This window comes from Caulobacter sp. FWC26, assembly GCF_002742645.2.
In the GTDB taxonomy this organism is placed as follows: Bacteria; Pseudomonadota; Alphaproteobacteria; order Caulobacterales; family Caulobacteraceae; genus Caulobacter.
The window spans coordinates 596,633-615,658 of the sequence record NZ_CP033875.1; the positions used below are offsets into that span (position 1 = coordinate 596,633).

Sequence of the window (19,026 nt, forward strand, 5' to 3'; positions counted from 1 at the left end):
GGTCGCCGTTGGCGGGCCTTCTAGCAGGCGAAGCCCCGGACACAAGTGTTAACGGCGAGACTTTTTCGTTTCCGTACCCGGAGCAATGCTCACGGGGGGCGCAGGCGTCACGCCTCCAGCATGATCGCCGACAGAAGGCGGCCGTAGTCGCCCTCGTTGTTGAGGAAGGCGCGGCGGTTGGAGAAGAACCATTCCTCTTCGGCGCGGGTGTCGCGGCCCACCCACTCGCGGCGCTCCACACCGGCGGTCGCCAGACGGTCCAGCACGAAGGCCGGCAAGTCGAAGAAGCGCTTGTCCTCGGCGACGCCCGGCTTGAAGAACCGTCCCGAGCCAGGGCAGTCGGCTTCGAACTTGTGCAGGAAGTCGAGGCCCACCTCGTAGGACTTCGGTCCGATGCAGGGGCCAACAACGCCGGTCATGTTGGCGGGGGTGGCGCCCAGCTCGACCATGCGGTCCACAGCCGACTGCACCACGCCGTCCAGCGCCCCGCGCCAGCCGGCGTGGGCGGCGGCCACGATCCGCGCTTCAGGATCGACCAGCAGCACCGGCGCGCAGTCGGCCGCCATGGCGCCGCAGATCACGCCGGGGGTCTTGGACACCACCGCGTCGCCTTCGGGCCGCGCCTCGCCCCACGAGCCGTCGGCGACGATCGCGATGGTCGAATGGATCTGGTAGCAGACGTTCAGATCCTCGGGCCCGCCGCCGAACCAGCGCGCGATCCGAGCCCTGTTCTCCTCCACATCGGCGGGCTCGTCCTTGCTGCCGCGTCCGACGTTCAGGCTGTCATAGATGCCCTTCGAGACCCCGCCCTGGCGCGTGAAGAAGGCGTGCTTGACGCCCGGCAGGCTGGACAGCAGCGGCGACTGGACGGTGGGCAGAACGGGTGTCTTCACGTCGCGTCCTCGAAGAGGGGGGGCGAAAGGTCGGGCGCGCAAAGACACGCGACCTTGAACAGATCGCCCATCTGCGCCTCTCCGATCAAGCGATCAAGCTGTCTTCCGATCTGGTCGGCCCGATCGGGTTGGCGCGTGGCCAAGGCTTCGGCGCGTTGGACGATTCCCAAGGCGACCAGAAACGCGCCCTGGCTGAGGATCGGACCCGCCTTCGCGCCAGTTTCGCGCGCGGCCGTCACCACCGACGGGAAGTCGGCCCAGACCGTCAGGTCGGCAAGGCCTGCCGTCTCCAGCGGATCGACCTTCTGATGGTTCCGCACCGCCTGCAGCGTGTCACCCGGCTCGGGGTGGGCTCGGCCATAGTCGATCAACAGGGCCGCGCCGCCGTCGGTGACGAGACGATGGGCGATGTCCGAGGCCAGCGCCGCCTGGGCGGGGGAGGATTCCCAGATGCTCCCTGCTTCCAAATCCTCCCCCCAGCGGGGGAGGTAGTCCGAAGGACCGGAGGGGGAAGGGGCGGGGGCTACGGGACTTCCCCCTCCGTCCGCTGCACGGACACCTCCCCCTCTGGGGGGAGGATTTATGGCGCGCAACCCAAACGCCAGCGCGCCATCCGCGCCCAGTCCGATCACCCGCTCCGCCCATCCAGTCTGTGTGCGGACAAATTGACGCGCGGGCAGGCAATCCAGAAGCTCGTTGGCGACCAGGATCGTCGGCGCGCCGCCCGGAACCTCGTCGAGGCGCGAGGCCCAGCGCGGGCCGTCACCGAGCCGCGCGGCTTGCTTGTCCTTCAGCGGCTCGGAAACCTCGACAAGCCAGACTTCAGCGGCCGATAGGAAGGCCGAATCCAGTCGCCCGACGCGCAGCACGTCGCTCATCAACGTCCCGTCGCCGGGCCCCATCTCGACCAGACGGAACGGCGCGGGCCGACCCATGCGCGTCCAGGTCTCGATCACCCATAGGCCGATCAACTCGCCGAACATCTGGCTGACCAGGGGCGCGGTGATGAAATCCCCTGAGGTCCCTAGATCCGGCCGCGTGGCGTAATAACCGTCGCGCGGGTCGTGCAGGCAGCGGGTGAAGAACTCAGGAACGCCGATCGGTCCGTCCTGGGCGATCTGGGCCTTCAGGCGGTCAAGCAGGCTCACGCGCCCCGGCCTCGTCCTGAATCGGTTCCTTCAGCGCCTTCCATAGCAGCCACCCGCCGGCCATGATCATCGGGATCGACAGCATCATCCCCATGGTCAGGCCCAGCGGGAACTCAGGCATGCCGATGTCTGGATTGCGCACGTTCTCCAGCGACAGCCGCGCCAGACCGTAGCCCAGCAGGAAAGTTGCCACGAGCGCGCCGCGCCGGCGCAGCCACTTCAGACGATAGATGGCGAAGCCCATGATCAGGAACAGCGCCAGTCCCTCCAGGCCGGCCTCATAGAGCTGGCTGGGATGGCGGGGCAGGGGGCCGGCGGGGCAGATGTGCTGCGGATGATTGGCCTTGATCGTCTCGTTGCAGAAGATGATCCCCAAGGGGCCGTCGGTGACGCGGCCCCACAGCTCGCCATTGATGAAGTTGGCGATGCGACCGAAGAAGATGCCGATCGGCGCGACGGGCGCGATCAGGTCGCCCAGCCTCAGCATGTCGATCTTCTGCTGGCGGGCGAACAGGATCACCGCCGCGCAGACGCCCAGGAAGCCGCCATGGAACGACATGCCGCCTTCCCAGATCTTGAAGACGTCCATCGGGTGCGCGAGCAGCCAAGCGCGCTGGTCGTCGTTCATCAGCATGTAGAAGAGGATGTAGCCGAGCCGTCCGCCCAGAATGATGCCGAGCGTGATCCACAGGACCAGGTCATCGATCTGCAAGGCGGTGGCGGTCGGGGTTCGGCCGCCCCACACGCTTGCAGTCCGCGTCAGGCGGATGGCGTAGCGCCAGCCCAAGAGAATGCCCGCCACGTAGGCCAGGGCGTACCAGCGCAGGGCCAGAGGCCCGAATTCCAGGGCCCAGGGGCCGATGTGGACCACGGGGTCGATGTTCGGAAAGATCACGCGCTCGGGCTCCGTGCGGGACAGATCGACGCAGTCCTATAGTGTTCGGGCTTCGCTTTCATCCACCGTTTCCCATATAAGAGCGCAAGGCCCATTCGCGGGCATGGATTACCGATGCACAGCCAGAACCCCTTCCTCGACGAATTCGCCAAGCTGACCCAGGCGGCCATGGGCATCGCTCAGACGGCCGGCGAGGAAGCCAAGACCGCGATGCGGGCCCAGGCGGACCGTCTGGCGGCGGAGTTCGACCTGATCCGCCGCGACGATTTCGAGGCCCTGAAGGCTGAAGTGGCGGCGCTGCGCGAGGAAGTGGCGGCGCTGAAGGCGGCCAAGAAGGCCCCCGCCAAAAAAACCGCGAGTTCAGGCGAATAGCCGACTCGTCGCTCGCTCCAGGCGTGAAGCGAGTTGAGACGAACGCCGCGAAGCAGATTAGTGTCCCCGTACGTGAGCGATTCAGCGCGGGGCTAACCCCCGCCGTCGCCGGCGGGGACATAGGTTTTTCATGGACACCCAACCGGAAGACGACGACGTCCTGATGGCGCTGGACCCCCTGGAGGTGGTCGAGCACGTGCTGTCGGCCGAGAACCTCACCTTTGACCGCACCGAGGACGGCGATCTGGCCTTCGCTCTGAAGGGCGACTGGAAGGACTACGAGCTGTGGTTCGCCTGGCGCCCTGAGGCCGACTGCCTGCAACTGTGCCTGTCCCTGGACCTGCGCGCGCCCAAGTCCAAGCGCGCCAACGCCTATGAACTGCTGGCCCTCATTAACCAGCGCGTCTGGCTGGGCCATTTCGAGGTCTGGACCGAGGACGGCGAGGTGGTCTTCCGCCACGCCCTGGCCCTGCCGTCAGGCGAGCGTCCGACCATGGCCCAGGCCGCCTCGATGATCGACGCCGCAGTGGAGGCGGCCGACCGCTTCTTCCCGGCCTTCGAGTTCCTGCTGCAGGGCGCCAAGACGCCGGACCAGGCGATGGCCGCTTGCATGTTCGAGACCGTCGGCCAGGCCTGATTGGGGCTTCAAATCCTTATCCCCTTGCGGGAGAAGGTGTCGCGAAGCGACGGATGAGGGGTCGTACAGGCGAGCGCTCGTCATTTTGCGGCGAAGTCCGAGAAACCCCTCATCCGACCTGCTCCGCAGGCCACCTTCTCCCGCAAGGGGAGAAGGACAGAGATCGAGGTAACGCTCATGACCCCCATCCTTCTCCTCGGCGCAGGCCGCATGGGCGGCGCCCTGATACAGGGTTGGCGGGCGGCAGGGGCGTTTGACGCCTCCGATCTCATCATCCGTGATCCCCATGTCGACGCCGCCGCCTTTGCGGGCGCCCGCGTGAATCCGCCGCTTGAAGCGCTGTCGGCGGCCAAGACCGTGCTCTTGGCGGTCAAGCCGCAGATCTGGCGCGAGGCCGTCCAGGATGTGCTCCCGCATCTGGCGCCGGACGCAGTGATTGTGTCGATCGCCGCCGGCGTGCGGGCCGCCGACATCTCGCAAGCTTTCGGAGGACGGCGCGTGGCGCGGGTCATGCCGACCACGGCCGTCGCCATCGGGCGCGGCGCGGCCAGCCTCTATGCCGACGACGCCGAGGCTCTTGAGCGCGCCAAGGCGCTGTTCGCGCCCGTCGCGGCGGTGGCGATCCTGCCGACCGAGGACCTGATGCACGCGGCCACCGCCGTGTCGGGTTCGGCCCCGGCCTATCTCTACGCCTTCATCGAAGCGCTGGAGGCGGCGGGCGCGGCCCAGGGGCTTGATGCGGCCGAAAGCGCTCGTCTGGCCCGCGCGACCATCATCGGCGCGGCCGCCCTGATGGAGCAGAGCGGCGAGGAGCCGGCGGAGCTGCGCAAGCAAGTGACTTCACCCGGCGGCACGACGGCGGCGGCGCTTTCGGTGCTGATGGGCGCGGGGGGCTTTGGCGATCTTCTGCCCAAGGCGCTGGACGCCGCCGTCGCGCGCTCCAAGGAATTGGGCGGCTAGAGAGCTTGGAGCCCAAACGTGGCGGAGTCGTCTTGTTCCTGTGGCTGCGCGAGGCCATGTCTTGAACATGACCGCCGACATCCTCGACCGCGCCGCCGCCGCCGCCCTGGCCCTCGCCGCCGACAAGCCCTGGAACCAGATCGCCCTGCGCGACATCGCCGTGAAGGCGGACGTGCCCTTTGCAGCGCTTTATGCGCTGGCTGACAGCAAGGCGGCGGTGCTCACCCATCTGTCGACCCGGTTCGATCAGGCGGCGCTCGGCGTAGACTATTCCAAAACCTCCACCTGCCATGATCGCCTGTTCGACGCCGCCATGGCGCGGATCGAGGCGATGGAGCCGCATCGCGCGGCGCTGATCGCCATAGCCTCGTCCGAAGGCGTGCTGGCCTCCACCGCCCGCTTCCCCCGTATCGCCCGCGCGATCCTGGAAGCGGCGGGCGTCGAGGCCACCCTCCCGCGCCTGACCGCCATGACGGCCGTGTGGGCGCGGGTGGTCCAGGTCTGGCGCGACGACGAAGGCGCGCTGAACCGCACCATGGCCGAGTTGGACAAGCGTCTGAAGCAGATGGCCGGGCAACTCGGAAAGCTGGGCGCCGGGTTCTAGGCGCTGCTTTCGAGCCCCTGTTGAAATCTCCGCCGTCTTCGTCTATATGGCGCGCCTTCTCCGATGGACTCCGGTCCGTTGGCGAACCTGTTTAAGAACAACGGGGCGTGGGGTCACCAACGCCGTAACCGAGGAAGAGCCCTTCCTCGCCGTCGGGAGACAGGGATAGAGACGCCAAGCCTTCCTGCTCGTGACCCTACGGTCCGAGACCGGAACGCGGCCGACTTTCCTTGAAACAGGCACATGCGACTCGCACGCGGGAGCTATCCCGCATGGGATTCGCATCTGGCTGCCGGAATGGTCCGGCCGCTGTTATTGAGTAGGAGACCGCAATGGACCGCGCTCAAAAGCAGGAATCGATCGAGTCGCTGAAAAGCGTCTTCGCCGATGCCGGCGCTGTCGTCGTGACCCACTACATGGGTCTGACCGTTGCGGAAATGACCGACCTTCGTCTTCGCCTCCGCAAGGAAGGCGCCGCGATCAAGGTTGTGAAGAACACCCTGGCCCTCAAGGCTCTGGACGGCAAGCTCGGTGACAAGGGCGAAAAGCTCTTCACCGGTCCGGTCGCCATCGCCTACGGCCCGGACGCCGTTTCGGCCGCGAAGATCGCGGTGCAGTTCGCCAAGGAAAACGACAAGCTGAAGCTCGTCGGTGGCGTTCTGGACCAGACCAACGTGCTGGACGAAGCCGGCGTGCGTGCTCTGGCGACGCTGCCGTCGCTGGACGAACTGCGTGGCAAGCTCATCGGCCTCATCCAGGCTCCGGCGACCAAGGTTGCTGGCGTCCTGCAGGCCCCGGCTGGCCAGCTGGCTCGCGTTTTCAACGCCTACGCGACCAAAGACGCCGCGTAACGGTCATCCCCGCAATCTATCCCAATCTCTCTAAGGAACTGACATATGTCGAAGCTCGAAAAGCTGGTCGAAGAACTGTCCACCCTGTCGGTGCTGGAAGCCGCTGAACTCTCGAAGCTGCTGGAAGAAAAGTGGGGCGTCTCGGCCGCCGCTCCGGTCGCCGTGGCCGCCGTTGGTGGCGCTGCTGCTGCTCCGGCTGAAGCCGCCGAAGAGCAAACCGAATTCACCGTCGTCCTCGTCGACGGCGGCGACAAGAAGATCAACGTGATCAAGGAAGTCCGCGGCGTCCGTCCGGACCTCGGCCTGAAGGAAGCCAAGGACCTGGTCGAAGGCGCTCCGCAGAACGTCGTCGAGAACGTCTCGAAGCAACAAGCCGAAGAGATCTCGAAGAAGCTCACGGAAGCCGGCGCCAAGATCCAAATCAAGTAATTCGGTCCCGGCTTTCGCCGGGAACCGGGTTCCTTTTGGACCTGCCGAAGCGGCCTCGGAGGGAAACCTCCGGGGCCGTTTTCTTTTGGGGTTGGCGCGCACGGCGTTCGCGCATCCCCTGAGGCCCGGATGGCCTCTGCGAGGTTTCCGGGATGACGCCTTCTTGAGAGCAGGGCGAAGGGGCTTAGACCGCTTCCTGCGCGGGAACCGCCTCTCCATCCGCGTCCGGCGCCGGGTGGATCAGCGAGATCATGGTCCCCGGTGCCGTGTCCGTCACCAGCACCTGAGCTTTCAACTGGCGGGCCAGAGCCTGGATGATGCTGGAGCCGAGGCCCGCCGTTGGCGGGGCGTCCTTGGCCATGCCGACGCCGGTGTCGGCCACCGACAGCGTCCAGGCGGCGCCGTCGACGCGGTAGTCGACGATGATCCGGCCGGGCTGCTTATCGGGGAAGGCGTGTTTGAGCGCGTTGATGACCAGCTCGGTGACGACCAGGCCGATACTGATCGAGGCGCCCGCATCGATCGTCGCCTCCTCGGCCAGGACGACCAGGGCCAGGCGGCTTGGGTCGGGGATCATCGACGCGGCAATCGTGGCGCAAAGCTTGGTCAGATAGGCTCGGAGCTCCACCGCCCCCGTGGTCGCCCCGGCGAGCTGCTGCTGCAGGTCGGCGATCGACATCACCCGCGCGTGAGCGTCGCGCAGCTTCTCGCGGGCCTCTTCCGATTGGGCGGCGCGGGCGTTCTGCATCAGGACGGCGGCGATGATCTGCAGGCTGTTGGCCACCCGATGACGAATCTCCATCAGCAGGGCGTGGTTCTCGACGGCCAGCTCGTCGCTGCGGGCGGTGTTGGCCCGCAACAGGTCCTGGCTCTTTTTGGTAGCCGCTCTGGCTTCGGTGACGTCGGCGACTGACGCCAGGAGCCGGACCGCGTCGAGATCGCTGTAGGCCAGCTTGCGGATATTGATGACAAGGCGGCGGTCGGGCTTGCCTTGACGCTTGAGGTCCATCTCGTAGGCGTCGATCAGAACGCCTTCGGCGGTGCTTTCCAGCAGCATCTTCAGCTGGGGCGCGCGCCATTCGCCGTCCCCGATCTCCGTCATCTCGCGGCCGAGGGTCTGGCTGGGGTCAACGCCGAAGGTGCGCTCGAACGACTCGCTGGCCGCGATCACCTTCAGATGGCCGTCGATCAGTAGCAGCGGCGTCGTCGAGGCGGTGATCATGGCCATGGCCAGGCTCAGGCCCGGGGCGTCAGGGTGGGATAAAAGGCGGTCGGGCACTTGCGGCCCTTTCAGCGGACCGGAGGCTCGCGAAGCGAAAGCCATGCCCGGGGCGGTCGATGAGGCGCGCGAAGGCCTCGATCACCACAACCCTAACACATCCAAGGCCCGATTGTTGGATTTAGGTTCACTTACGCGCATTCTGCGCCCAGGCGCGCTTGCGCTCGTCGCCGTTTCGCCCGAAGCCAAGGCGTCGAACCTCAGGCGGGTTTCCATGAATCGCAGAGACGTCATCCTAGCCGGCGCCGCCGCCCTGACCTCGAGCGCCGCCGCGCCTGCCGTCGCGGGCCAAAGTCTCGGGGGGATTCGCATCCCCGCTTCGGCGAGCGACAGCGAACTGAGGGGCCTTTCGCCGACGGGCGGTGGGACCTATTGGGCCTCGGGCTCCAAGGGCTGGATCATCCGTGGCAAGAGCGAGCGGCAAGATGCGATCCGCATCGTCGGCGCGGAGCGGCTCGACTTTCGAGGGTTGCACGCCTTCGATGACAGCCACGTGCTGGCCATGAGCGCCGGGCCGGGCGAGGCCTCACAGCTGTGGCGCACCAAGGACGGCGGCAAGACCTGGAAGCGGATCGCCGCCAACCAGGATCCCGAGGGCTTCTGGGACTCGATCGCCTTTGTCGACCATAGGCGCGGCTACATCCTTGGTGATCCGACGCAAGGACGGTTCACCGTGCTCTACACCGCCGATGGCGGCGAAACGTGGACGCGACTGAAGCCCGAGGGGGTGCCGCTCGCCGCGCCGAACGAGGGAGCCTTCGCCGCCTCCAACGGCTGCGTCGCCATAGGCCGCCGTGGGCAGGTCGCCTTCTGCACGGGCGGGGCAGGCAAGGCGCGGGTCTATCTGTCGCGCGGCGGTGGCGGCGTCTTCGTGGCGTTGGACACGCCGATCCTGGCCGACGCGCCGTCCAAGGGCGCGTTTGCGGTCGCCTTCGCCAGGGACGGAGCCTTGTGGGTCTGTGGCGGCGACTACAAGGCTCCACGCGCTGATGGCGTGAACCTTACGCGGCTGGCTCCGGGCCGCCTGGCTTTCGAACCGGTCGCCGCGCCGGCCGGGTATCTGTCGGGAATCTCTGTCCTGGGCGACACGGTGATGGCCACGGGCCTGTCCGGGACCATCGTCAGCCAAAACGGCGCGTCTTTCGAGCGGGTGTCTGAAGCGCCGATGAACACGGTGCGACTGACCTCGAAGAAGACGGCCGTGCTTTGTGGTCCAAAGGGGACTGTGGGCCTATGGCGGGCTTGACGGCGGGCGCTCGGGCGCAACTCCACGTCGTTGCGTCACGAGGCCGGTGAGGGAACCCCAGTCCGTTCCTCGCGTTCCATCGCCATGCTGAAGCTCGCCGCCATCCTGCTTGTTCTGATGATCCTGTTCGGGATCCTGGGCTTCGTCGTCAATGTGGCGGGCGCCATCACCAAGGTCGCGTTCTTCGTCTGCTTGATCGCGCTGGCGGCCTCGCTGGTCATGAAGGCGATGCGGAAGGCTTGAGGCGCCGCCCGGCGCCCTTTTCCTAGCGAAGTCTGCTCGCAACCACCGAAACTCGCCCCATAAGGCCGCGCCAGCGTTGGCGCGCTTTTTGCAACCTCAGAGCGCGAAAGCGTGGAGGGCGCGAGATGTCGGTGACGGGTGTGGGCGGATCGGCGGGCTGGGCCTCGTTGATGATGCGCGGCGTGAACAAGGCTGAAGGCGCGTCCGGCGCCACGGCGTCCGGACCCACCAGCGATATCGAGGCGGTTCGAAAGGACGGCCTTCTAACCTTTGCCAAGAACGCCAAGAAGGAAGCCTGGCTGGAAAAGCTCCGCCAGTGGCGCGAGGAGGCGATGAAGTCGCTGGGATTGACCGAGGAAAAGCTGGCCTCCATGGCGCCGGAGACTCGAACCAAAGCGCTCCAGCAGGTGGAGGACGCCGTTCAGCGCAAGATCCAGGACGCCTTGGAGACCGCGCGTGAAGAGGGCAAGCGCAAAGGTGACCAAGGCGGTCAGGTCAATGTGCCGCAGTTCGTCGACTTCAGTGTCTGACCCGAGAGGTCCGGGCGTCGGCCTGCCCGCCCAAGCCCTTTACGCTTCCAAAAGAATCCCTCTTTCCTTCTAGAGCCTCATCCCCTATATCCCCGCGTTCACGATGACATCGGCGGAGCGCCTACGCGCGTCCGTATTACGCCCCGAGGCGCGGTCAGCCGCCCTCCGACCAGCGCGAAGGGGCGCCCGTCAGGCTTCCGGTCCCGGTCGCCCGACAGGGGAATTCCAGCGTCCGCGGCTCTCCGGTGAGGAGAGCGGCGAGGGTGGACGCAGCGGATATTCGAATTCACGCGCGGACTCCGTCCGCGCCGCAGGGAAACAACATGGCGCAATCCTTCACCGGCAAGAAGCGGATCCGGAAGTCGTTCGGCCGCATTCCCGAGGCTGTGCAGATGCCGAACCTCATCGAGGTTCAGCGCTCCTCCTACGAGCAGTTCCTTCAGCGCGAGACCCGTCCAGGCCTGCGTCGCGACGAAGGCGTCGAGGCGGTCTTCAAGTCGGTGTTCCCGATCAAGGACTTCAACGAACGCGCCGTGCTCGAGTACGTTTCGTACGAGTTCGAAGAGCCCAAGTACGACGTTGAAGAGTGCATTCAGCGCGACATGACCTTCGCCGCGCCGCTGAAGGTCAAGCTGCGCCTGATCGTGTTCGAAACCGAAGAAGAAACCGGCGCCCGCTCGGTCAAGGACATCAAGGAGCAGGACGTCTACATGGGCGACATCCCGCTCATGACGGACAAGGGCACCTTCATCGTCAACGGCACCGAGCGCGTCATCGTCTCGCAGATGCACCGCTCGCCGGGCGTGTTCTTCGACCACGACAAGGGCAAGACCCACGCCTCGGGCAAGCTCTTGTTCGCCGCCCGCGTGATCCCGTACCGCGGCTCGTGGCTGGACTTCGAGTTCGACGCCAAGGACATCGTCTACGTCCGCATCGACCGCCGTCGTAAGCTGCCGGCCACGACCTTCCTCTATGCCCTGGGCATGGACGGCGAAGAAATCCTGACCACGTTCTACGACGTCGTCCCGTTCGAGAAGCGTTCGGGCGGCTGGGCGACCCCTTACAAGCCCGAGCGCTGGCGCGGCGTGAAGCCGGAGTTCCCGCTGGTCGACGCCGACACGGGCGAGGAAGTCGCTCCGGCCGGCACCAAGATCACCGCGCGTCAGGCCAAGAAGTTCGCCGACGGCGGTCTGAAGACCCTGCTGCTGGCGCCTGAAGCCCTGACCGGCCGCTACCTGGCCCGTGACGCCGTCAACATGTCGACCGGCGAAATCTACGCCGAAGCCGGCGACGAGCTGGACGTCACCTCGATCCAGGCCCTGGCCGACCAAGGCTTCAGCACCATCGACGTGCTGGACATCGACCACGTCACGGTCGGCGCCTACATGCGCAACACCCTGCGCGTGGACAAGAACGCCATCCGCGAAGACGCGCTGTTCGACATCTATCGCGTCATGCGTCCGGGCGAGCCGCCGACGGTGGAAGCCGCCGAGGCCATGTTCAAGTCGCTGTTCTTCGACGCCGAGCGCTACGACCTGTCGTCGGTGGGCCGCGTGAAGATGAACATGCGTCTGGAGCAGGACGTGTCGGACGAGGTCCGCATCCTGCGCAAGGAAGACGTCCTGGCCGTGCTGAAGGTCCTGGTGGGCCTGCGCGACGGTCGCGGCGAAATCGACGACATCGACAACCTGGGCAACCGTCGCGTTCGCTCGGTCGGTGAGCTGCTGGAAAACCAGTACCGCGTCGGCCTGCTGCGCATGGAGCGCGCCATCAAGGAACGCATGTCGTCCGTCGACATCGACACCGTGATGCCGCACGACCTGATCAACGCCAAGCCGGCGGCCGCCGCCGTCCGTGAATTCTTCGGCTCCTCGCAGCTGTCGCAGTTCATGGACCAGACGAACCCGCTGTCGGAAATCACCCACAAGCGTCGTCTGTCGGCCCTCGGCCCGGGTGGTCTGACCCGCGAACGCGCCGGCTTCGAAGTCCGCGACGTGCACCCGACCCACTACGGCCGGATCTGCCCGATTGAGACGCCGGAAGGTCCGAACATCGGTCTGATCAACTCGCTGGCGACCCACGCCCGCGTGAACAAGTACGGCTTTATCGAGAGCCCGTACCGTCGCGTGAAGGACGGCAAGCCGCAGGACGAAGTCGTCTACATGTCGGCGATGGAGGAATCCAAGCACGTCATCGCCCAGTCGAACATCAAGGTCGACGGCGGCGAGATCGTGGAAGACCTGGTTCCGGGCCGCATCAACGGCGAACCGACCCTCCTGCAGAAGGAGACGGTCGACTTGATGGACGTGTCGCCGCGCCAAGTCGTGTCGGTGGCCGCCGCCCTGATCCCGTTCCTGGAAAACGACGACGCCAACCGCGCCCTCATGGGCTCGAACATGCAACGTCAGGCCGTGCCGCTGGTGCAGTCGGACGCCCCGCTGGTCGGCACCGGCATGGAAGCCGTCGTCGCCCGTGACTCGGGCGCCGTCGTGATCGCCAAGCGCACCGGCGTGGTCGAGCAGATCGACGGTACGCGTATCGTCATCCGCGCCACGGAAGAGACCGATCCCGCGCGTTCGGGCGTCGACATCTATCGCATGTCGAAGTTCCAGCGCTCCAACCAGTCGACCTGCATCAACCAGCGTCCGCTGGTGAAGGTGGGCGACAAGATTCGCGCCGGCGACATCATCGCCGACGGTCCGTCGACCGAGCTGGGCGAACTGGCCCTGGGCCGCAACGCGCTCGTCGCGTTCATGCCCTGGAACGGCTACAACTTCGAAGACTCGATCCTGATCTCCGAACGCATCGTCCGTGACGACGTCTTCACCTCGATCCACATCGAGGAATTCGAAGTCATGGCCCGCGACACGAAGCTGGGTCCGGAAGAAATCACCCGCGACATTCCGAACGTCGGCGAGGAAGCCCTGCGCAACCTCGACGAAGCCGGCATCGTGGCGATCGGCGCCGAAGTCCAGCCGGGCGACATCCTGGTCGGCAAGGTGACGCCGAAGGGCGAGTCGCCCATGACGCCGGAAGAAAAGCTGCTGCGCGCCATCTTCGGTGAAAAGGCTTCGGACGTCCGTGACACGTCCCTGCGTCTGCCCCCGGGCGTCGCCGGCACGATCGTCGACGTGCGCGTCTTCAACCGTCACGGCGTCGACAAGGACGAGCGCGCGCTCGCCATCGAACGCGCCGAGATCGACCGCCTGGGCAAGGACCGCGACGACGAGTTCGCGATCCTGAACCGCAACATCTCGGGCCGCCTGAAGGAACTGCTGATCGGCAAGGTCGCGCTGTCGGGTCCCAAGGGCCTGTCGCGCGGCGAGATCACGGCCGAAGGCCTGGCTCAGGTCGCTTCGGGCCTGTGGTGGCAGATCGCCCTGGAAGACGAAAAGGCGATGGGCGAACTGGAAAGCCTGCGTCGTCTGTTCGATGAAAACCGCAAGCGCCTCGACCGTCGTTTCGAAGACAAGGTCGACAAGCTGCAGCGCGGCGACGAACTGCCTCCGGGCGTCATGAAGATGGTCAAGGTCTTCGTGGCGGTGAAGCGCAAGCTGCAGCCGGGCGACAAGATGGCCGGCCGTCACGGCAACAAGGGCGTCATCTCGCGCATCCTGCCGATCGAGGACATGCCGTTCCTCGCCGACGGCACGCACGTCGACGTCGTTCTGAACCCGCTGGGCGTGCCGTCGCGCATGAACGTCGGTCAGATCTTTGAAACCCATCTGGGCTGGGCCTGCGCCAACCTTGGCAAGCAGATCACCAACCTGATGGAAGACTGGCAGGCCGGCGGTCAGAAGCAGGCGCTCATCGACCGCCTGCGCGACATCTACGGCCCGGACGAAGAGCTGCCCGAAACCGAAGAAGAGCTGATCGAACTGGCCAAGAACCTGGGCAAGGGCGTTCCGATCGCCACCCCCGTGTTCGACGGCGCGCGCATGGACGATATCGAGGACCACCTCGAAATGGCCGGCGTGAACCGCTCGGGTCAGTCGATCCTGTTCGACGGTCTGACCGGTGAGCAGTTCAAGCGTCCGGTCACGGTCGGCTACATCTACATGCTGAAGCTGCACCACCTGGTCGACGACAAGATCCACGCCCGTTCGATCGGTCCGTACTCGCTGGTCACGCAACAGCCGCTGGGTGGTAAGGCCCAGTTCGGCGGTCAGCGCTTCGGGGAAATGGAAGTGTGGGCTCTGGAAGCCTACGGCGCGGCCTACACCCTGCAGGAAATGCTGACGGTGAAGTCCGACGACGTGGCCGGCCGGACCAAGGTCTACGAGTCGATCGTCCGTGGCGATGACACGTTCGAAGCCGGTATCCCGGAAAGCTTCAACGTGCTGGTCAAGGAAATGCGCTCGCTCGGCCTGAACGTCGAGCTGGAGAACAGCTGATCCGGATCTCCCTCCTCTGCCCGAACGGCAGGGGAGGGGCCTCCCTTTCAGCGCACGCTCCACTTTGAATTTTCGCGGGTATCCCCGCAGAAGGAACCAAGATGAACCAGGAAGTCCTGAACATCTTCAATCCGGTCCAGGCCGCTCCGACCTTCGACCAGATCCGCATCTCGCTCGCTTCGCCGGAAAAGATCCGTTCGTGGTCGTTCGGCGAGATCAAGAAGCCCGAGACCATCAACTACCGCACGTTCAAGCCCGAGCGTGACGGCCTGTTCTGCGCCCGTATCTTTGGCCCGACCAAGGACTACGAATGCCTGTGCGGCAAGTACAAGCGCATGAAGTACAAGGGCATCATCTGCGAAAAGTGCGGTGTTGAAGTCACCCTGGCCCGCGTCCGCCGCGAGCGCATGGGCCACATCGAACTGGCCTCGCCGGTCGCCCACATCTGGTTCCTGAAGTCGCTGCCCTCGCGCATCGCCATGATGCTCGACATGCCGCTGAAGGACATCGAACGCGTCCTCTACTTCGAATACTACATCGTCACCGAGCCGGGCCTGACGCCGCTGAAGCAGCACCAGCTGCTCAGCGAAGACGACTACATGCGCGCCCAGGAAGAATACGGCGATGACAGCTTCACCGCCGAGATCGGCGCGGAAGCCATCCAGAACCTGCTGAAGGCGATCGACCTCGAAAAAGAGGCCGAGCGTCTGCGCGAGGAACTGGCCGGCACCGTGTCGGACATGAAGCAGAAGAAGTTTTCGAAGCGCCTGAAGATCCTGGAAGCCTTCCAGGAAAGCGGCAATCGTCCCGAGTGGATGGTCATGACCGTGGTGCCGGTGATCCCGCCGGAACTGCGTCCGCTGGTGCCGCTGGACGGCGGCCGCTTCGCGACCTCGGACCTGAACGACCTGTATCGTCGGGTCATCAACCGCAACAACCGCCTCAAGCGCCTGATCGAGCTGCGCGCGCCCGATATCATCATCCGTAACGAAAAGCGGATGCTGCAGGAGTCGGTCGACGCCCTGTTCGACAACGGCCGTCGCGGTCGCGTGATCACGGGCGCCAACAAGCGTCCGCTGAAGTCGCTGGCCGACATGCTTAAGGGCAAGCAGGGCCGCTTCCGTCAGAACCTGCTGGGCAAGCGCGTCGACTACTCGGGCCGTTCGGTCATCGTGGTGGGTCCCGAGCTGAAGCTGCACGAGTGCGGCCTGCCCAAGAAGATGGCGCTGGAGCTGTTCAAGCCGTTCATCTATGCGCGCCTTGACGCCAAGGGCCTGTCGGGCACCGTCAAGCAGTCCAAGCGCATGGTCGAGCGCGAACAGCCGCAGGTGTGGGACATCCTCGAAGAGGTGATCCGCGAGCACCCGGTGCTGCTGAATCGCGCCCCGACCCTGCACCGTCTGGGCATCCAGGCGTTCGAACCCAAGCTGATCGAGGGCAAGGCCATCCAGCTGCACCCGCTGGTCTGCGCCGCGTTCAACGCCGACTTCGACGGCGACCAGATGGCCGTGCACGTCCCGCTGAGCCTGGAAGCTCAGCTGGAAGCGCGCGTTCTGATGATGTCGACCAACAACATCCTGTCGCCCGCCAACGGCCGCCCGATCATCGTGCCGTCGCAGGACATCGTCCTGGGTCTGTACTACCTGTCGGTCGCGCGCGAAGGTGAGCCGGGCGAAGGCAAGATCTTCGCCGACCTCGGTGAAATCGAAGCCGCCATGGACGCGGGCGTCGTCTCGCTGCACGCCAAGATCAAGGCGCGCCACACCGAAATGAACGCCGACGGTCAGCTGGTCCGCAAGGTGATCGACACTACGCCGGGCCGCATGAAGATCGCCGCCCTGCTGCCGCACCATCCCCAGATTGGCCACCGCCTGATCGAGAAGGCGCTGACCAAGAAGGAAATCGGCAACCTGATCGACATCGTCTACCGCCACTGCGGTCAGAAGGCGACGGTCATCTTCGCCGACAAGGTCATGGGCCTGGGCTTCAAGGAAGCCGCCAAGGCGGGCATCTCGTTCGGCAAGGACGACATCATCATCCCCGTTCGCAAAACCGCGATCGTGGAAGAGACCCGCAAGCTGGCTGAAGAGTACGAGCAGCAGTACGCCGACGGCCTGATCACCAAGGGTGAGAAGTACAACAAGGTCGTTGACGCCTGGGCCAAGGCCACCGATCGCGTCGCCGACGAGATGATGGCCGAGCTTCAGATGAAGCATAAGGACGAGAACGGCCGCGAAAAGGAAATCAACGCCATCTACATGATGGCGCACTCCGGCGCCCGTGGTTCGCAAGCTCAGATGAAGCAGCTGGGCGGCATGCGCGGCCTGATGGCCAAGCCTTCCGGTGAAATCATCGAGACCCCGATCGTCTCGAACTTCAAGGAAGGCCTGACCGTTCAGGAGTACTTCAACTCCACCCACGGCGCCCGTAAGGGTCTGGCCGACACCGCGCTGAAGACCGCCAACTCGGGCTACTTGACCCGTCGTCTGGTCGACGTCGCGCAGGACTGCATCATCGTCGAGGAAGACTGCGGCACCACGCGGGGCATCACCCTGCGCGCCGTGGTCGAGGGCGGTGACGTGCTGGTCTCGCTGGGCGCCCGCGTCCTGGGCCGCTTCACGGCCGAGGACGTCAAGGATCCTGGCACCGGTGAACTGGTGGTTCCGGCCGACACCTATATCGACGAGAACATCGCTGACGCCATCGAGGCTGCGGTCGTTCAGTCGGTGAAGGTCCGCTCGGTTCTGACCTGCGAAGCCAAGATCGGCGTCTGCGGCGCCTGCTACGGCCGCGACCTGGCCCGCGGCACGCCGGTGAACATCGGTGAAGCGGTCGGCGTCATCGCCGCCCAGTCGATCGGTGAGCCCGGCACGCAGCTGACGATGCGCACGTTCCACATCGGCGGCACCGCCCAGGTGGCTGAGCAATCGTTCTTCGAGGCCTCGAACGAGGGTACGGTCCGCGTGATCGGCCCGACGGTCGTGGGTTCGGACGGCGCGCTGGTCATCATGAGCCGCAACACGACCGTCAGCGTTCTGGTCGACGGCAAGGAGCGTGAAACCTACAAGCCGCCGTACGGCGCCCGCCTGCGGGTGAAGGACGGCGACCTGGTGAAGCGCGGCCAGCGCCTCGGCGATTGGGACCCCTACACCACCCCGATCATCACCGAAGTGGCCGGCAAGATCCGCGCCGAAGACCTGGTCGATGGCCTGTCGATCCGCGAGGAAGTCGACGAAGCCACCGGCATCGCCCAGCGCGTGGTCGCCGACTGGCGCACCTCGGCTCGCGGTTCGGACCTGCGTCCGGCTATGGGCGTGCTGTCGGAAGACGGTTCGTACAAGCGCCTCAGCAACGGCGGCGAGGCTCGTTACCTCCTGTCGGCCGGCGCCATTCTCTCGGTCGCCGACGGCGACGAGGTGAAGCCGGGTGAAGTGATCGCACGTATCCCGACCGAAGGCGCCAAGACCCGGGACATCACCGGTGGTCTGCCGCGCGTCGCCGAACTCTTCGAAGCCCGCCGTCCGAAGGACTGCGCGGTCATCGCGGAAATGGACGGCCGTGTCGAATTCGGCAAGGACTACAAGAACAAGCGCCGTATCAAGATCACGCCGGACGTCGACGCCGACGGCAACCAGCCCGAAGCGGTCGAGTTCCTGATCCCGAAGGGCAAGCACATCGCTGTCCACGACGGTGACTACATCACCAAGGGCGAGTACATCATCGACGGCAACCCGGATCCGCATGACATCCTGCGCATCCTGGGCGTCGAAGCCCTGGCCAACTTCCTCGTCGACGAGATCCAGGAGGTCTACCGTCTGCAGGGCGTGCCGATCAACGACAAGCACATCGAGACGATCGTTCGCCAGATGCTGCAGAAGGTCGAGATCATCGAGCCGGGCGATACGGGTCTCATCAAGGGTGACCACCTCGACAAGCCCGAGTTCGACAAGGAACAGGAAAAGGCGATCGCCCGCGGCGGCCGTCCGGCTGTGACCCAGCCGGTGCTGCTCGGCATCACCAAGGCCTCGCTGCAGACCAAGAGCTTCATCTCGGCCGCGTCGTTCCAGGAAACGACCCGCGTCCTGACCGAAGCCTCGGTGCACGGCAAGACCGACACCCTGGAAGGCCTGAAGGAAAACGTCATCGTGGGTCGCCTGATCCCCGCCGGTACGGGTTCCTACCTGCGCAGCCTGCAGCGCGTCGCCGCCAAGCGCGACGAGCAACTGGCCCAGCAGCGCGAAGATGCGATGGAGCCGCTGCCGGCCGAGATCGCTCTTTCGGACGCCGAATAGGCGTCCGAAACAAGCCAGGAGTCGGGCGCTCTACTGAGCGCCCGAGGCGGACGCCGAATAGGCGTCCGAAACAAGCCAGGAGTCGGGCGCTCTACTGAGCGCCCGAGGCGGACGCCGAATAGGCGTCCGAAACAAGCCAGGAGTCGGGCGCTCAGCAGAGCGCCCGCGGCCGACGTCGAACAGGACGTGGGCTTGGACCTGAGACGGAAAGGCCCGGGAGTGATCCCGGGCCTTTTTCGTGCACGAAACCCGG

15 protein-coding genes are annotated in these 19,026 nt (G+C 65.6%); 11 read left to right on the forward strand and 4 right to left on the reverse strand.

Features of this window, described 5'->3' with window-relative positions; genetic code table 11:
- Positions 1–107 precede the first annotated feature (107 nt).
- Genes pgeF through lgt form a run of 3 tightly spaced genes read right to left on the reverse strand, consistent with a single transcriptional unit; the run spans position 108 to position 2,936 of the window.
- The gene (gene pgeF / locus CSW63_RS04470; protein ID WP_062096343.1) at positions 108–893 is read right to left on the reverse strand and encodes a peptidoglycan editing factor PgeF; all 786 of its coding nucleotides are present in this window, start codon (positions 891–893) and stop codon (positions 108–110) included.
- Positions 890–2,041, reverse strand: coding sequence for a class I SAM-dependent methyltransferase (locus CSW63_RS04475; RefSeq protein WP_062096341.1), 1,152 nt, complete (start codon positions 2,039–2,041; stop codon positions 890–892). Before CSW63_RS04475 ends, pgeF begins: the two co-directional genes overlap by 4 nt.
- Positions 2,028–2,936, reverse strand: a complete 909-nt coding sequence (gene lgt, locus CSW63_RS04480; protein ID WP_062096339.1) for a prolipoprotein diacylglyceryl transferase — start codon at positions 2,934–2,936, stop codon at positions 2,028–2,030. The genes CSW63_RS04475 and lgt overlap by 14 nt, the downstream gene beginning before the upstream one ends.
- A gap of 114 nt (positions 2,937–3,050) precedes the next feature.
- On the opposite strand from lgt, the gene CSW63_RS04485 reads away from it, so the two are divergent.
- The 6 genes from CSW63_RS04485 (at position 3,051) to rplL (ending at position 6,789) form a co-directional block, all read left to right on the forward strand.
- On the forward strand, positions 3,051–3,308 hold the full coding sequence (locus CSW63_RS04485) for an accessory factor UbiK family protein (protein WP_012639990.1): 258 nt from the start codon (positions 3,051–3,053) through the stop codon (positions 3,306–3,308).
- Between the two features lie 130 nt (positions 3,309–3,438).
- Positions 3,439–3,945 carry a YbjN domain-containing protein gene (locus tag CSW63_RS04490; RefSeq protein ID WP_010918381.1) on the forward strand — a complete coding sequence of 169 codons (507 nt, stop codon included), beginning with the start codon at positions 3,439–3,441 and terminating at the stop codon, positions 3,943–3,945.
- 177 nt (positions 3,946–4,122) lie between these two features.
- The gene (gene proC / locus CSW63_RS04495) at positions 4,123–4,905 is read left to right on the forward strand and encodes a pyrroline-5-carboxylate reductase (RefSeq protein ID WP_062096337.1); all 783 of its coding nucleotides are present in this window, start codon (positions 4,123–4,125) and stop codon (positions 4,903–4,905) included.
- Positions 4,906–4,972: 67 nt separating this feature from the next.
- The gene (locus CSW63_RS04500) at positions 4,973–5,509 is read left to right on the forward strand and encodes a hypothetical protein (protein ID WP_062096413.1); all 537 of its coding nucleotides are present in this window, start codon (positions 4,973–4,975) and stop codon (positions 5,507–5,509) included.
- Positions 5,510–5,841: 332 nt separating this feature from the next.
- Positions 5,842–6,360, forward strand: coding sequence for a 50S ribosomal protein L10 (gene rplJ, locus CSW63_RS04505; protein WP_062096335.1), 519 nt, complete (start codon positions 5,842–5,844; stop codon positions 6,358–6,360).
- A 45-nt stretch (positions 6,361–6,405) separates the two neighbouring features.
- Positions 6,406–6,789: a 50S ribosomal protein L7/L12 gene (gene rplL / locus CSW63_RS04510; RefSeq protein ID WP_062096334.1), complete on the forward strand. Its 384-nt coding sequence runs from the start codon at positions 6,406–6,408 to the stop codon at positions 6,787–6,789.
- A 184-nt stretch (positions 6,790–6,973) separates the two neighbouring features.
- Here the strand turns inward: rplL and CSW63_RS04515 are convergent, their stop codons facing one another.
- On the reverse strand, positions 6,974–8,068 hold the full coding sequence (locus CSW63_RS04515; RefSeq protein WP_082749503.1) for a sensor histidine kinase: 1,095 nt from the start codon (positions 8,066–8,068) through the stop codon (positions 6,974–6,976).
- A gap of 214 nt (positions 8,069–8,282) precedes the next feature.
- On the opposite strand from CSW63_RS04515, the gene CSW63_RS04520 reads away from it, so the two are divergent.
- From CSW63_RS04520 to rpoC, 5 genes are all read left to right on the forward strand, one after another.
- A complete protein-coding gene (locus CSW63_RS04520) occupies positions 8,283–9,314 on the forward strand; it encodes a YCF48-related protein (RefSeq protein ID WP_062096330.1) in 1,032 nt (343 codons plus the stop codon).
- Positions 9,315–9,398: 84 nt separating this feature from the next.
- Positions 9,399–9,557, forward strand: a complete 159-nt coding sequence (locus CSW63_RS04525; RefSeq protein ID WP_062096328.1) for a hypothetical protein — start codon at positions 9,399–9,401, stop codon at positions 9,555–9,557.
- 125 nt (positions 9,558–9,682) lie between these two features.
- Positions 9,683–10,087 (forward strand): hypothetical protein, encoded by a 405-nt coding sequence (locus CSW63_RS04530; RefSeq protein ID WP_062096326.1) that lies wholly within the window; start codon positions 9,683–9,685, stop codon positions 10,085–10,087.
- A 323-nt stretch (positions 10,088–10,410) separates the two neighbouring features.
- Positions 10,411–14,481, forward strand: a complete 4,071-nt coding sequence (gene rpoB, locus CSW63_RS04535) for a DNA-directed RNA polymerase subunit beta (RefSeq protein WP_062096325.1) — start codon at positions 10,411–10,413, stop codon at positions 14,479–14,481.
- Positions 14,482–14,582: 101 nt separating this feature from the next.
- Positions 14,583–18,773: a DNA-directed RNA polymerase subunit beta' gene (gene rpoC, locus CSW63_RS04540; protein ID WP_062096323.1), complete on the forward strand. Its 4,191-nt coding sequence runs from the start codon at positions 14,583–14,585 to the stop codon at positions 18,771–18,773.
- The last annotated feature ends 253 nt before the right edge of the window (positions 18,774–19,026 follow it).